The following is a 14923-nucleotide window of genomic DNA, read 5'->3' as shown; positions in this document are numbered from 1 at the left end:
CTTTAATTTTGTTCATTATCTGGCCAACAAAACCAACATCTCCTTAAACAACACCGAACCTCTACCAACAACCAACTCCAAAGCAACCTCTTTAACTAACCCATCTCTCCCCACCATAACAACCCCATTCTCATAATCAACCCAAATCTGAACATCCTGCACATAATAACTCCTAATAGAAGACGCCTCATCTAAATTACGATGATCCAGTTCCACCTTAACTTGCTTCGTAAAACGGCGCAGCGTTTTCCAAAGAGTTCGTTCTTCTTTTGATTTCATGAAGAGTTCTGGGAGCTCTTGTACTTCTTTTAATAACGACATAGTTGTTATTGTGTATGTTTGAATGCCATATCCTACTGGACGGATGAGGTGGTCTAGTTTTTTCCATGGCTCTAGTTCGAAATGTACATGGTCATCGTTTTGTTGCATTTGAATATGCTTGATTTTGGCGACGTATTGAATTCCACCTTTTTCTCTATGCCATTTTTTCGGTGCATATAATGCTATGTACTTCGCTTCTTGCCATCCTGGTTTTAACTGTGTGACTGGTAACTGGTATAACCTTTCTTTTCTATATGCTTCATAGTCGGCTTCAGTTTTCACGCTGCCCACTAATACTTTTTCTTCTAGTGAGGAGTGCCATTCTTCTTTTGTGCCTCTTGGGAGAATGCCTTCTCTTATAATTTCTTCTGGGCTTTTTTCAATAAGATGGTCTAGAAATTGTTCGACTAGTCTTGTTGCGTTTGGTAAGAATGGAAAGCCACCGATATTTACTTTTTCGATACTTTTATAAAATGGATGGTTCTCGTACGCTTCCTCTTGGTTCCACGGGAATAGTACGTACGCTCCGTAAGCTGTTCGCTCAAAAGGCCCCTCTTGTTCTACTACTAGTGCGTCTCTGTAACGATGCATTGTATTAATGTCTTCTTCCATTGGGCCAGGGGCGCCATACTTCCTTTTATAATGAGAGCTTTCAGCAAAATCAATTCGGTATTTTGCATCAAAAATGTATTGATATTGATAGTTCTTTCCCTTTTTCTCAATAGCGAGCATCGTATCCGGTTTTTGTGTAACTGTTGGTAGTCTACCGTTTCTTTTCTGGAAATAAAGTTCTATTACTTCATCAGTGACTGGATGCTTGAATGTTCTTTTTGCAGTTTTACTTTCATCAAGCGTTACGTATAAACCGTCTTGTTTAACTTGAATAACATCTTGATGAAGCGGTATATATTTCTTTGATAGAATTTGTCCGAGCTTTAAATATGTCCAGTATTCGTATAACCTAGCTACATCTTTTACCGACATTTTGAAAATTTGCCCTCGTAATGTTAAACCTCGCGATAGCATTAAGAAGATTTGATACGCCTCTCTATAGCCTGCCGCCATTTGGATAACAAGCGAAAAGACTGAACGATCCAATTTTCCGATTCCTCTCCAAAATGGATCGTTCAATTCATTTTTCATTCGATACTTCATATTTTTTACACGCTCCAGCAAATCTTCATCAGTTTCACCACGTGTATATCTAGACTTTTTCTCTAGTACCTTAATTAAATCATCTATTTTATGTACGACTCTTTGAATCATCCATTTAACAAAACGATTTTCCAGCGTATCATAAGACACTTCCTTATAAGCTGTAATGCCTTTAGTCGGTATACTGTTTTCTCCTTGCAGCAAGTGTGGTCGCTTTCGTAAATAATTCATTCCGACAGAATCCAATTTACGAATTTTTTCTCCTCGTACTAGTTGATGTCTAGTCATAAGCGTATGATGCGGTTGTCTTTTAATATGAGAGATTGACTTCATAAACCGCTCAAAGGAATCATTTAAAATACGATAGAACTCACTCTTCGATGGATTTGTAGCGTAAATTGCAGATGCTCCTAAGTAAGTTCTCTTTAGTAGATGAAACGCTAAATTATAAATTTCATCATTTACCTCATCTAATAAAGCTTTGTAATCATCCTTATAATCAAGTTTTACTGGGAAAACTTCAAATGTAACGGTTAATAAAGTTTCTTTATCATCTTTAATTTCAAACGTTGTATTTCCTACTTCATTTGGAAACGAAAGATTCCCCATTAACACATGAAGTGACCCCATTTGAATAGAACTAACTTGTTTTCGAAAACCCGGATGTTCATGATAAAAAGAGAGCTGCCTATTATTTTTCGGAACAACAACAAGCTGATAACTTCTATTTTCAAAAAAGATTGGTGGATGTTCATTCCATTCATCCAGCCCCTGCAATCTTGCATCAAATACAGAAACGGATTCCGTCTTCCCATCTACATGAAAATACATCATTTCATCTGCGTTCATAGCGTGATATTCTTTTAAACTCTCATATTTTTCATGATAGGGATTTCCCTTAATCGTCAATGATAGCTCCTCTGTTTCAATCTTAACTAATTCTATCTCATCATTAGATCCAGAAAGAGGTGAAGCCATCATACTCGAACCTCCTTAACATATGAGACAGCTTGTTAGCTGAACGAGGATACTTAGCATAGGAAGCATCATTATTGCCATTATCATATTCTTCATTTGCACATAATACATACAACTGCTTTAATACCTCTTCTGTTCGTCCATCGCTCCCTGCAAGACGCGGTAAAATCTTTTGATATATTTGATAATCAAGTGCTTCATCGAATGACAATAACTTTCCTTGTTCGTTATATGCCATATAGAAACAGATTTCATCTCGTATACGATACCCCACTTGAGCTCCAACTGTTTCAAGTGTTTTATTTACTTCTATTAAAATGTTCGATATATTTCTCACAAGATCTTCGTTTTCTTTAAAGCATTCTTTTAAATGAAGATACTTGGTCGCTAAAGAGCTATCAGAAACAATTTCAGCTTCCTTCTCTTCTACATCCATTAAGAAATTAAAATAATCTAAGTTAACGGAATTAAACTCAATTGTATTCGCACGATCCAATACTTTCTTACTTAACGGATGTGTTGTTTCATCCATATTTACCGTTCCGATAATATATACATTTGATGGAATCGTAATATGCTTATTAGTAATCGATTCTGGAAGAACAGGTGACGTAACAATTTTTCCATCTTTCCATTTACGACTTTCAATTACGCTTAAAAAATCACTAAAGTAGTATTCCACTCGAGCTAAGTTCATCTCATCCAGTACTACAAAATAAGGTCTATTTGGATTTGCATCTGCTTTTTCAAGAACTTTAATTAACGGTCTGTCTTGAAACTCCCCTTGAAGGTTCACATACCCAAGCAAATCAGAACTGTCACTCCAATCAGGTCGAACCGGAATAAGCGTAAATTGTCCATTCTCTTCCGTTGCTCCTAAACTCTCCGCAAACCACTGAACAATTTTCGTTTTTCCTGTGCCCGAAATACCTGATAAAATTACAAATGGCTTCGTTTTTAATGAAAGGAAGAAATTAATAAGATCCTTTTTCTCATAAAAGAAACCTTTACTTTGAATATAAGAAGACACATGATCAATAATTGATTGCTGATCTAAATACACTTCTTTCCTCTCATAAATCATTTCATATTTTGTTCCTTCCTCTTTATAAGCCATGAATCCCTCATAATAGCAAAGCATTTCTTCTAGATCCTCTACTAACTCTTTTTCACTTGGCATTTTATTAGCATCATACGCAATATAAGCCGCTGTTGAATTCGCATATCCTTTCGCTTTTGAGCTTGTTCCTAGGAAAATCTCATCATCTTTTTTCACCTTTTGGGACATATGTATTTGTTCACGAATCTCTTCTTTAATTTTTTGCATCTCTTCTTTAGTCGTTTCTGTCACACCTTGCGCCAGCGTTAAATATAATCGCTCCATATCTTCACTAAACAAATAAACGATATAATAACCTCTCTGCGTAGATGTCGTAATATCTTTATTCATAATCGCAAGCCATGGAACAGCAGCCCAATTCCCTTGTCCCACTGACCCTGTAACAACATACTGACTATGATCAATAAATGGTAATCTCGTTATTTCCGTTGTCATTTCATTCCTAACAAACGATCCCATTTTATGCCCCGCAAATCTTTCTGTTCTTGCCTGTAAATACTCATTCAGAACCGTTAAAAACTTTTCACGCAAATTACTGTCCATACTACCGCCCTTTTCTCCATCGTCTTTCGCATATTGTTCAACAGGAATCCATTCACCATTAATTAGCCCTACTTGTTCAAGCCAATCTAGTAAGTTACCCGTACGCCTCTTCGCTACCGATTCAACCATTAGATTATCCCCTAATGAATTTCGGACAATCGTCATTGCTAAATCGACTAAAGCTTCTTTCTTTTCATCCTTTGAATACTTCTCTAACAATTCAAGAACAAATAGAACATGTCGGAAATATTCCTGCTTTAAAATTAACTGGGCCATGTAGCTATTTTTATCTTCTGATTGAACATATTCATTTAATAGCAGCTGATTCATTTCATGAGATTCATTCAAAAAGCCCAACAATCTTAAATCCTGACGCGCATTAGATTTCATTCTATATAAATTTTCATCTGTTTGTTGACGTAACATACTTGTATTATATGTACCATTCATTATCTCTTCTAAGAAGAGTATGACTTTATCATATTTTTCACTTGGTAGATTATCAGTTTGGAACTCTTTAAATGTAATAGTCCCTGATTCCGTTACATTCACAAATGGAAGCTGTGAAAAGAAAGCTTCCAAGAAATTATTCATTTCACTTGCTTGCCCAAAATCCTCCCTCTTTACTGTGCGTATATCAATAAACTTTTGCCAAGCGTTCTTAAGGAGCTCAGAACTCACTTTAAAATAAGATGATGCTTCCTTTTCGTATTGCTCACGTGAAAATTTGATTTCAACGTCTAAGTCTCCATTATCTTTATTTCTAACCAAATAAGTTTTATCACTATTTATATCTGCAACCTGCTTTGTTAATTTAGCCAATTCAATTATGAGTTGCTCTAACATTTTCATCCCCACCGTTACAATAAATTACAATTACTACTATTTTACCAAACTATGTATAAAAGAAAAATCATACAATTCAATGTATGATTTTATACTCTATTATTTAAAATATTTCTGATAATCCTCTTCATTTTTAAATTCAATCGGCCCAACATCCATTCGGAACTTCCCGTTCTCGTACAACAGTGGTGAAGCCTCTGAATGGTCTTTTGAGTAACTTTCTACATGTGAAATTTTCATCTCATTTAAATTGGTGAAATCAATATGAGCAATGCACACCCAATAAGCATGGTCATTTATTTCTAATAATGGTGCTGTTACAACGCTTCCCATATGATTATCGACAACAGCTTTAGCCTTCATAGAATAGAAACTACCTATTCCATTTCCGACAGCACTATATGCAGCAAATAAAACATATTTTAAAGCTTCTGGTCGGTAAATACGAATTGTTTCTTTTCCTGGTTCTTGTGAATCACCGTCCAACACAATATACGGCGACACTTTAGACGAACCTAGATTTTTATAATAAATCTTTCCTATCTCTCCATTAGTCGTTACGTAAAAACAATATAAGTCTAAATCTTTATTTGTTTCCCACTCTAAAGTAGCTGTTACCATTTTAGATTTTCAAGGATACCCTCAAGATATTTCGTTCCTTAATACTTGTCCAAAGGAAGGTTTATCATAACTTCCGGCATGAATGTATAAATGCTCAGATGATCTTGTCATGCCTACATATAATAGCTTACGTAGTTTAATATCATTTTGTTCGAGCTGCATTCTCTCAAACTTGTCTACATCAACTAAAAATACAATTGGTGCCTCAAGACCTTTTGATGAATGATATGTCGTTATAATTAAATGTCCTTCAGTAATATTTTTTGTAACTTTTACTTTTTGACGTATTTCATGATTTAGTTTTTCCTGAATACTCTCACAATCTTTTCGCTCTCTGCATAAAATCAATATATCTTCTGGCTTATAGCCCTCGCGCTTAATAAGCTCGTAAACTTTATTACTAATATCTTCATATGATCCTTCAATAAAACTAACTCCATCTTTCATTTCGTTCTCAAAAGATAGTTCACTCATTGGACAATAAAATTTATTTACTTCCTCTTCCAATTTCTTTTCTTGTTTCAAGAAATTAAGGGCTAAATCTATATGTTGACTACCGGCACGATAAGATTTCTTTAATAAAGAACTTCTCCCGCGCATATCAATACCTAAGCTCTTCCAACTATGATCTGAGTTGTTATAGATGCTCTGTAGTCTATCTCCTGCTAAAAATAAATTTATCCCAGTAACAGTTTCCTTTTGATTATTAACATACGTATGTTCTTTACAAGACTTCACACATAATCGAATCCAATCATCTAGAAAGTCTTGGTATTCATCCACTAAAACAGCATCATATGATGATTGAGCTCTCTGTATAGCTACTTCCGGCAATTCTTCATTCCACCACTTCACTGTATTTTTTTGGGGTACACATATACTTGCTGTATCTAGCGCAAATTTATGAAAAGTGCTAACATCTATATTCTCCAAGCGCACATTCATAAAGGCAAGATCAGCTGCTAAAGAATTCAATTTGTTTTCAATTTTTGTTTTTAACGACCTATTATACGTTAATATTTTTATTTTCCATTCTGGATGTTCACGTACTAGATGAATTGCACGAGCTAGCAATAAAATCGTTTTCCCACTACCCGGAACTCCAGTTACCATATAGTGACCGTACGGTACACGCTTCGCGAAACGCTCTTGCTCTGCATCTAGTGCTGTAATTAATTCTTTTGTACTGATTTGATTATCGCTACAACTAACCTTAATTTCCGGAAATAATAGTGTTCGTATTGCAATAATTTCATCTTCTTCTACGAAACTAAATTCATTTTTAAATAATTGATTTATATTTACTGTACTTAACATGTCAGATGAAATACACTGCGCTGGTGGCTGATTAAATACTTGATCTAATCCACTCTCTTCAATCTTATTAGAATGAAGATACGGAAATATAACATTAGTATGTAATTTAAACTTTAATTCGTTCCGTTCATTTTTTAAAACATCTTGCAAACTAAATAATCTCTGTGCTGCAGTATGGTATAAGTTAGCTTTACAAAACGGATTATCTACCTGTTTCCCATCTGCTAAATCTATTTTTCTTCTATCCGCTCTACTAATGTAAGAAAGTTCCCAATCCTTCACTTCAAAGATTGTTACACCTCTTTGTGAATCAATTAAAATAAAATCAGGTTCTAAATGTCTAATTCTTGGCTGAATATATAAATACGCTTCTCTTTGCACATCTTTATATAAAGACCGAACCTTTTCCAGTACTTTTCTCTCACCTGGAGTCAAGCTCGGCAAATCATTCGGTATAATATGTAAACCCACAAGAATCCCCTCTTTTTTCATATTATGCGCGTTTTGTATTTATATAAATCAAATATAAATATATACAAATAAATAAGTTATAATAATAAAAAATGATCAAAAGTTCTCTTTTACTATTAAAAACATTATTCCACACTATTCTCATTTTAAATTATATACTAAAACATAAGTTTTCTGGATTATTTTTCTATATCCAAAACAAAAAGACACTTTTCATAGTGCCTTTTCCATAAATCTATAATCTAACCTTTTATATCTCTAATTTCTCTTTTCTCGTTTGCCCTGACTAATTAACTTAATAAGTTTCTCTCTATTAATTAATACAACTCGATTCACTTTAGCAAGTTTGTATGCTGCAGCTGTAAATTCACTATTTGTAACAACCCATGTTTCATTAGCTTTATAAAATTCTTTTGCACCAACAATCTCCTGAACGGATTTAATTCCAACGTTATTCTTATAGCGTTTTGCCTGTACAATAATTCTTTTATCATTTTTTCTCAAAATTAAATCTGCACCAAAATCGTTAGATGCTTTAGTAACCTCTGTTTTATAACCCAAAGCCGGAAATAGACTTCCTAAATATTTTTCAAACTGGTGTCCGCTCATTTTATCAATATCATAAATTCCTGATTGCCGAAGTTCTCGTAGTTTTTTTACATTCACATAAATATATAATAATATAATTGCTGCCGATACCATTATTATCGGTACTAAAAATTCCGGTTTCCACAGCACTCCGAAAAACGTCATAACTAGTAAAAGTCCCAATATCGATTCATCTTGCTTCTTCTTTCGCTTAGCCATCTTAACTCCTTTTCACTCATAAACCATAATAATTACTTTAGTAACCTATATAAAATATCCCACCTAAAATAAATAATGCTACAACGCCTTTAATTATAGGTAATATATCATCTGGTATATAAGATCTAATAATTACAAGCACAGTACATACAACAAATATAACACCAAGAAGTATCCATCCACCCCAAAGTACTTCTTTTAATGATTCTGGTAACTCTATATTATTAACATCCATTTTAATTCCCTTTCTATCTTAATTTATAAAATTATAATAACGCATTATTTTTATAAAAGGAAATATTTATATAAATGTATATACTAAGACTGATATCAATATTTCATGCGTACAGGTGGCTAAAATTACTTATCAACTCTAGCTCCACCAATCATCCCCCCATACCACCCACTACTCTCCTCCAAAAACCCCCTCGTCTCCCCACTCCCCTTATAAAAACTCTCCCAACCCCGCTCCCTCAAAATTCCCTTCCAACTATCACTCTCCACCATCTTCTTAATAATGCTATCCCAATAAGCAACCTCTTCCTCCGTCATATCTTTCGGTCCCATAATGCCTTTCCAGTGCTGGAAGATGACGTTGATTCCTTGTTCTTTCCATGTTGGGATTTCTGGTAGGCGGTCTAGTCGTTTTGGTGCGGATACGGCTAGTATTTTTATTTTGCCGGCTTTGTATTGTTTTTCGGCTTCGGATAGGGTCATGGTTGCGGTGCCTATTTGTTTGTTCGTTAGGGCGTTTATGATTTTTTCTTTGTTTTCGTAGACGAAGAATTGTAGTTCGGCTGGGTTTATGCCGAATGCTTTGCTTACTTGCACGAAGGATAGATGATCGTCGTTTCCTAGGCCAGGGGCAACGCCGATTTTGAAGTTTTTCTTGTTTTGTTTTAGTTGTTCCATTAGTTGTTTTGCGTTTTCTATGTTTGATTCTTTTGATACGACAACGACTTCCCAGTCCGACGCTAGTGTTGCGAGCGGGGTGAAGTCTTTATATGTTAGTTTACTGTGGCCTAGTAGGTTGTTCGTTATGAGTAAGCTTGAGTTAATCGCTAGTATGTGACCGCCTTTTTGTTTCGTATATTTCCATCCGACGTCACCGCTGCCACCTACTTTGTTTGTGACAGTGATTGGTTTTGTGAAGATTTTTTCTTCTGTTAGCGTTTTTTGTATTGCTCGCGCTGTTAAGTCCCATCCCGCTCCTTGAACGTTTGGCGCAACGATTTCTACTTCTTCTATGTTTACTGTATTCGTTTGAGATTTTTCCGAAGAACAACCAGCTATTACTCCTGTCATGATCCATATACATAGTAATAATTGTTTTTTCATAGTCCTCGTCCTATGCGATATTTTCGTTCTGGTCGTCCGATTATGCCGTATGTGTACTCTACTGTGCATTCGTTTGTCGCTACTAAGTATTCTAAATATCTTCTTGCGGTTGTTCTGGAGGCCCCCATTTGTTCTCCCATTTCTTCTATTGTAATGCCCTCTTCGAATCCTTTTATAATGCCTTTCACTTTTTGCAGTGTTAACGGATCGACACCTGTCGGTAAGTTTTTCATGTCTTGTGTTTGCGAAGTGCCGAAGAAGTTATCGATGAGTGTTTGATTCACTTCATTGTTACTATGTAATAATTGTTTCTTTCTTTTATAGTCTTCAATTGTGCAAACGAATTTTTCTAACGTGACCGGTTTTATAAGGTAGTTGCTTACGCCGTTTCGAATTGCTTTTTCTAGCATATGGTTTTCATTTGCCGCAGTAACCATAATGACGTCAACGTCTGGAAAGCCAGCATGAATTTTCGGTAATAAGTCTGTTCCAATTCCGTCTGGTAAATAATTATCTAATAGAAGTAAATCAATTTCTTCCCTTTGTAGTAGTTCCATCGTTTCTTTCGCGTTCAATGCTTTTCCAATCACTTTTACGTCCTTTATTTTTGATAAAAACTCTTCCTGAATTTGTGCGACGCGGAAATCATCTTCTGCAATTGCAATCTTCAACATATGCCCATCCCCCTGTTTGTCATGTACTTTCTCTCAATGTTTTCGGAAGGTAAATTGTAAAAATAGCTCCCCCATTTTTCTCGTTTTGAATCTCAATTGTTCCCTCTAGTAGATCTACCATTTCTTTCACGTTTGCTAGTCCGTAACCACGATTGTTTCCTTTCGTCGAAAATCCTTTTTGAAAAATGGTCGTAATTTTTTCTTCTGGTATCCCTATCCCGCTATCTATCACTTCAAACACAATGTCATGTCCAATATCCGTAACAAAGAAGGAAACATTCTTTTCCTCTTGCCCACTCACCGCATCGAACGCATTGTCGATTATATTTCCAAGAATCGTAATAAGGTGCGAAACTTTTATATGATCTGGTAACGGATGAAGTGCACTATCTCCTTCAATATGAAAATCAATTTTCTTCTCCGATGCTGTTCCAATTTTCCCTAATAAAATAGCTTGTACTTTCGCATCATGAATTTGATGGAATAAAATATGATTTTGACTTTGATGAATATTAGATTCTTGCTGGATAAATTCAATTGCTTCTTTGTAATGCCCTAACTGAAGTAATCCCGATAAGACGAAAAGCTTATTTGTAAATTCATGTGTTTGAGCGCGTAAGTCTTCTGAGTACTTTCTTACTTCAGATATTGTGTTCACAAGGTTTTGCAGTTCTGTTTTATCTCTAAAACTACATACAACGCCTACCGTACTGTTATTTTCAAGTATCGGTGTCATGTTTAAAATAAACACCTTATCTTGAAACGCGATTTCTTGATCGGTTTCTAGCACTCTTTCCATATTAAATTCTGGTAAAATCTTCGAAATGTGCTGCTGCATATAATCACCATTTACATGTAACATCTCTTCTGCCGACGTATTCATCATCGTAATAAAACCGTTTTGATCAACGGCGATAATTCCTTCTTTTATAGATAGTAGTATCGCACTTCGTTCCCGGTATAACGCCGCGATTTCATTAGGCTCTAAACCGAGTGTATCTTTCCGAATGCTACGTGCTAAAAGAATGCCACCAACAATTCCAGCTAGTAATACAGCTAAGGAAAAGAGTATAATTTCTTTCGTTCTGCTCAGTATGTTAGATTCAATACCTTTTATTAAAAACTCTACTGTCACAACGCCTACGACTTGATCATATTCTCCGTTATGAACAATAATAGGTGCCTTTGCCATTAAAGCCGGACCACTTTCCCCATTTCCTTCGAGCGTATAATATCCTCCAAAAGTAAGTGCTTCATAGTTATATGGATTGTTACTCTTTGTGCCAATTAACTCCGAATTAGAATGGGAATACATCACCCCAAAGCGATCTTCTATAATGACATAATCTGCACCAGCTTGCTCACGAACTTGTTCCGCAATGGATTGGATCGTACTTTTATGCTCATTATTTTGAAAAGCATCTTTTATAGCTGGCATAAAAGAAAGAGATTTAGCTGTTTGCAGTGCTAATTGTTCCACTTGTCGCTTCGTATCAACGGACTGAATGTAAACAAATATTCCCGCTAATAGGAGAACGACAAATAAAATTAACGTAATAATTAAGCTTACTATTTTCGTTTGTAATGACACTTTGCGTGATTTTTTCATGCTTCATATCCTTTGATAAAATATTCAAAACTATCAATCTCCTTTTTCTATTATTATGACAAAACTAATAATGAAGCAACTATTAAAAATCTCCATGTACATAAAGTACAAAAAGAATAAAATTGTCATAATATTGAGATTTTATTCTATAGACAGTACAATCCAACTATAATGAACACGCTTTCATATTTATCATTTTATTTATAAGCACGAGGAGGAATTAGTATGGCTCAAGCAAAATCTAATCGAGTCGCCGGCAATATTTTCAAAGGTTCTGTCGGCAATTTAATTGAATGGTACGACTGGTACGTTTACTCTGCTTTCGCTGTTTACTTCTCAGCAGAGTTCTTTCCTAAAGGAGATCCAACGAGTCAGTTACTGAACACTGCAGCTATTTTCGCAGTTGGATTTTTAATGCGCCCTATCGGAAGTTTATTAATGGGTCGCTATGCGGATCGGCACGGACGCCGAGCAGCATTAACGCTTTCGATTACGGTTATGGCCGGCGGTTCTTTAATTATCGCCTGTACACCTAGTTACGAAAGCATCGGTATTATGGCACCAATTATTTTAGTTCTTGCCCGTTTACTACAAGGATTATCACTCGGCGGAGAGTATGGAACTTCCGCAACGTATTTATCTGAAATGGCTAGTAGTGGTCGCCGAGGCTTTTATTCAAGCTTCCAATATGTAACGCTCGTTGCTGGGCAAATGGTTGCGTTAGGCGTTCAAATTGTTCTTCAACAATTACTAAGCGAACCAGATATGAAATCTTGGGGATGGCGTATTCCGTTCATTATTGGAGCGATGGGCGCAGTAGCTGTATTATGGCTTCGCCGCACAATGGATGAATCGGAGCAATTCTCAAACATAAAATCACAAAAACGCGAAAATGCAGGAACCGTTCGCACGCTTATGAAACATCCGAAAGCAGTATTAACAGTAGTCGGCCTAACATTAGGAGGCACTGTTGCATTCTATACTTACACAACATATTTACAAAAGTTCATGGTAAACACAGTCGGTCTGCCGAAAGAAGTTGTAAGCTGGATTAACTTTGCCGCACTACTTATTTTCGTCGTACTTCAGCCAATTGCAGGGCTACTATCCGATAAAATTGGACGCCGCCCACTATTAATGGCATTCGGTATTCTCGGAACATTACTAACAGCACCAATCTTCTTCTTCATGGAAAAAACGACAGAACCAATGGTAGCATTCTTACTTATGATGGTCGGTCTCATTATCGTTACCGGTTACACTTCCATTAACGCGATTGTAAAAGCAGAACTCTTCCCAACTGAAATTCGTGCACTTGGCGTAGGTTTACCATATGCACTAACCGTTGCGATATTTGGCGGAACAGCCGAGTTCATCGCACTATGGCTAAAGAGTATCGGAATGGAATCACTATTCTACTTCTACGTAGCTGGATGTATCGCGATCAGCTTTATTACGTATTGGCGCATGGATGAGTCATCGAAGACTTCGCAGATTGAGGCGGAGCTTGGTGGTGGGGATAAACTAGCTAATAATAAGTCTAGTTAAAATTATGTATTCTATGTTCTTCGTTTACCTGAACTCGATTTGCTTTATCTAAGAAAGCATAATTCATTAATATATAATTTAAAAGCCTTCGGATATTGGTTCTATAAACAAAGATATGGCGATGTTGCAAGAAATCCTTAATCATAATACACCACAAATTACACTTAAATACATTGGTATCAATAAAGAAGAAAAGGATAATATCCTTGATACATTTCTCCTTTAATTTCTTTTTAAAAATATATATCAACCTATTAAAAAGCAAATAAAAGAAGACTAAAAAGCAAATATTAGTCTTCTTTTTTAATTAAAATATTAAAAGCAAAAAAACTTTAATACAAATTCAAACCCATAAATAAAATTTAATTATTTTTCTTACATTATTCTTTTAACATACTTAAAAACTCACTAAAATTATCTGCAACTTCACTAGTTACCGGATTCAACTCTTCTGATTCTTCATGATACCATACCACAACAGATGGTATTTCTTTTTCTCTAAAATCTAAACAAAGAAAATCACCTGCGAATAAAACAGCAAACGGAATAACATTTATCCCTGTTAAATCTTCATCATCCGTTAAACGAGTATCGATATCAGATAATACAACCTCTATATCATACCAACCATTTTCATCATCATCTTCTGGGTCCTCCAACAAACATAAGAAACGTTCAATTAAAAGTTCGTTTTTTTCATGTGAAAAAACATTAGTAATTGGAATAGAGCCATTATATTTTTTCAAAAAATCTATAAAATCATTTGGTAATTTTATCTCACAATATTCCTCAAATGATTCAATTAATTCATCATTTGGTGATTGAAGTTCACTACCATTTTTAATCTTCATTTTAATTCCTCCATTTCTTTACCTACCTTTAGATCTATAAGACCAATGTCCTTCACTCCGCCCACCTTTATGAAATATGCTATTATGTATTCCAAATGGTACTAATTCCATTTTACCTGGCATCTAACCATTTAAATTGTTGTTTGTCACTTGCAAACCAAATTTCCTCTGGTAACTCATCCGATTTAATAATTAAACCAGCTTTCTTAAAATCAGGATATTGTGTACCTAATTTCATAGGAACATCAGGTATTAAACCTTTAAAGGAATAGATATAAAATACAAATCTATAGCATAAATAGTAATCAAAATACCTTTACCTTCATCAGCAAACTTTGATTGATGAAACTGTTCTGAAACTTTTCTTTTTCCCCATTTTTTAGGAAACCATTGAAATCCTGAAAACATATAATTAATCTACCTTTTCACTAAAATTTTGATAGTTTATTTCTTAACTCTAACTCTTCTACTGTTTCAAAACCTTTAAAAAATAAACTAGCAATTTGATTATGATTAAAAAATACATTGTATTCTTTAGACAATCTTCCTTGAGGATATGGATAAGACACGTAATCCCACATTTTATTTTCATTCACTTGTCCCTGTTTTCTACCATAAACCATAAGAGGTTGATTAATTCCTTCAACAAGAACCACAGCTATTACATTTCCATTCTTATCAATAACTACTCTCAAATTGTTAATACGCCTTCAATTAGCTGTAG

At 35.0% G+C, this 14923-nt stretch carries 13 protein-coding genes and 2 pseudogenes; 2 read left to right on the top strand and 13 right to left on the bottom strand.

Features of this window, described 5'->3' with window-relative positions:
* Positions 1-15 precede the first annotated feature (15 nt).
* The 9 genes and pseudogenes from KVT31_RS10015 to KVT31_RS09975 all read right to left on the bottom strand — a co-directional run bounded on the left by KVT31_RS10015 (position 16) and on the right by KVT31_RS09975 (position 11800).
* Positions 16-2454: a restriction endonuclease-like protein gene (locus KVT31_RS10015; protein WP_140392370.1), complete on the bottom strand. Its 2439-nt coding sequence runs from the start codon at positions 2452-2454 to the stop codon at positions 16-18.
* Positions 2429-4963, bottom strand: a complete 2535-nt coding sequence (locus tag KVT31_RS10010; protein ID WP_088095355.1) for an MrcB family domain-containing protein — start codon at positions 4961-4963, stop codon at positions 2429-2431. Before KVT31_RS10010 ends, KVT31_RS10015 begins: the two co-directional genes overlap by 26 nt.
* A 99-nt stretch (positions 4964-5062) precedes the next feature.
* Positions 5063-5593 (bottom strand): annotated as a pseudogene (locus tag KVT31_RS10005) (TerD family protein); the annotation flags it as partial.
* Between the two features lie 12 nt (positions 5594-5605).
* The gene (locus KVT31_RS10000) at positions 5606-7372 is read right to left on the bottom strand and encodes a UvrD-helicase domain-containing protein (protein ID WP_088095353.1); all 1767 of its coding nucleotides are present in this window, start codon (positions 7370-7372) and stop codon (positions 5606-5608) included.
* Between the two features lie 258 nt (positions 7373-7630).
* On the bottom strand, positions 7631-8179 hold the full coding sequence (locus tag KVT31_RS09995) for a restriction endonuclease (protein ID WP_088095352.1): 549 nt from the start codon (positions 8177-8179) through the stop codon (positions 7631-7633).
* A 37-nt stretch (positions 8180-8216) separates the two neighbouring features.
* On the bottom strand, positions 8217-8414 hold the full coding sequence (locus KVT31_RS09990; RefSeq protein ID WP_088095351.1) for a hypothetical protein: 198 nt from the start codon (positions 8412-8414) through the stop codon (positions 8217-8219).
* Between the two features lie 125 nt (positions 8415-8539).
* On the bottom strand, positions 8540-9517 hold the full coding sequence (locus KVT31_RS09985; RefSeq protein ID WP_088095350.1) for a tripartite tricarboxylate transporter substrate binding protein: 978 nt from the start codon (positions 9515-9517) through the stop codon (positions 8540-8542).
* Positions 9514-10191 (bottom strand): response regulator, encoded by a 678-nt coding sequence (locus KVT31_RS09980; RefSeq protein WP_088095349.1) that lies wholly within the window; start codon positions 10189-10191, stop codon positions 9514-9516. Before KVT31_RS09980 ends, KVT31_RS09985 begins: the two co-directional genes overlap by 4 nt.
* Before the next feature lie 19 nt (positions 10192-10210).
* On the bottom strand, positions 10211-11800 hold the full coding sequence (locus tag KVT31_RS09975) for an ATP-binding protein (protein ID WP_088095348.1): 1590 nt from the start codon (positions 11798-11800) through the stop codon (positions 10211-10213).
* A gap of 225 nt (positions 11801-12025) precedes the next feature.
* Here KVT31_RS09975 and KVT31_RS09970 point away from each other — a divergent pair, with 225 nt between their 5' ends.
* Together KVT31_RS09970 and KVT31_RS09965 are read left to right on the top strand one after the other, a co-directional pair.
* Positions 12026-13348 (top strand): MFS transporter, encoded by a 1323-nt coding sequence (locus tag KVT31_RS09970; RefSeq protein ID WP_088095347.1) that lies wholly within the window; start codon positions 12026-12028, stop codon positions 13346-13348.
* A gap of 87 nt (positions 13349-13435) precedes the next feature.
* Positions 13436-13574 (top strand): annotated as a pseudogene (locus KVT31_RS09965) (tyrosine-type recombinase/integrase); the annotation flags it as partial.
* Positions 13575-13728: 154 nt separating this feature from the next.
* On the opposite strand, the gene KVT31_RS09960 reads toward KVT31_RS09965, so the two are convergent.
* The 4 genes from KVT31_RS09960 to KVT31_RS09945 all read right to left on the bottom strand — a co-directional run bounded on the left by KVT31_RS09960 (position 13729) and on the right by KVT31_RS09945 (position 14894).
* Entirely contained in the window at positions 13729-14199 is a 471-nt protein-coding gene (locus KVT31_RS09960; RefSeq protein WP_000694781.1) for an SMI1/KNR4 family protein, read from the bottom strand.
* Positions 14200-14217: 18 nt separating this feature from the next.
* Entirely contained in the window at positions 14218-14310 is a 93-nt protein-coding gene (locus KVT31_RS30215; RefSeq protein WP_088351714.1) for an HNH endonuclease, read from the bottom strand.
* 141 nt (positions 14311-14451) lie between these two features.
* Positions 14452-14607: a hypothetical protein gene (locus KVT31_RS09950; protein ID WP_170930120.1), complete on the bottom strand. Its 156-nt coding sequence runs from the start codon at positions 14605-14607 to the stop codon at positions 14452-14454.
* Between the two features lie 20 nt (positions 14608-14627).
* Positions 14628-14894, bottom strand: coding sequence for a DUF4176 domain-containing protein (locus tag KVT31_RS09945; protein ID WP_088095346.1), 267 nt, complete (start codon positions 14892-14894; stop codon positions 14628-14630).
* Positions 14895-14923: the final 29 nt, after the last annotated feature.

Source organism: Bacillus sp. GbtcB14 (assembly GCF_019091205.1).
In the GTDB taxonomy this organism is placed as follows: domain Bacteria; phylum Bacillota; class Bacilli; order Bacillales; family Bacillaceae_G; genus Bacillus_A; species Bacillus_A cereus_AG.
The sequence above is the reverse complement of the archived record's forward strand: the minus strand, read 5'-3'. Positions and strand labels throughout refer to the sequence as shown.

Excerpts from the sequence above, each read along its gene's own strand:
- KVT31_RS09960 (WP_000694781.1), bottom strand. The coding sequence starts at position 14,199 with ATGAAGATTAAAAATGGTAGTGAACTTCAATCACCAAATGATGAATTA.
- KVT31_RS09990 (WP_088095351.1), bottom strand. The coding sequence starts at position 8,414 with ATGGATGTTAATAATATAGAGTTACCAGAATCATTAAAAGAAGTACTT.
- KVT31_RS09950 (WP_170930120.1), bottom strand. The coding sequence starts at position 14,607 with ATGTTTTCAGGATTTCAATGGTTTCCTAAAAAATGGGGAAAAAGAAAA.
- KVT31_RS10015 (WP_140392370.1), bottom strand. The coding sequence starts at position 2,454 with ATGGCTTCACCTCTTTCTGGATCTAATGATGAGATAGAATTAGTTAAG.
- KVT31_RS09995 (WP_088095352.1), bottom strand. The coding sequence starts at position 8,179 with ATGGCTAAGCGAAAGAAGAAGCAAGATGAATCGATATTGGGACTTTTA.
- KVT31_RS09975 (WP_088095348.1), bottom strand. The coding sequence starts at position 11,800 with ATGAAAAAATCACGCAAAGTGTCATTACAAACGAAAATAGTAAGCTTA.
- KVT31_RS10010 (WP_088095355.1), bottom strand. The coding sequence starts at position 4,963 with ATGTTAGAGCAACTCATAATTGAATTGGCTAAATTAACAAAGCAGGTT.
- KVT31_RS09980 (WP_088095349.1), bottom strand. The coding sequence starts at position 10,191 with ATGTTGAAGATTGCAATTGCAGAAGATGATTTCCGCGTCGCACAAATT.
- KVT31_RS09970 (WP_088095347.1), top strand. The coding sequence starts at position 12,026 with ATGGCTCAAGCAAAATCTAATCGAGTCGCCGGCAATATTTTCAAAGGT.
- KVT31_RS09985 (WP_088095350.1), bottom strand. The coding sequence starts at position 9,517 with ATGAAAAAACAATTATTACTATGTATATGGATCATGACAGGAGTAATA.
- KVT31_RS30215 (WP_088351714.1), bottom strand. The coding sequence starts at position 14,310 with ATGGAATTAGTACCATTTGGAATACATAATAGCATATTTCATAAAGGT.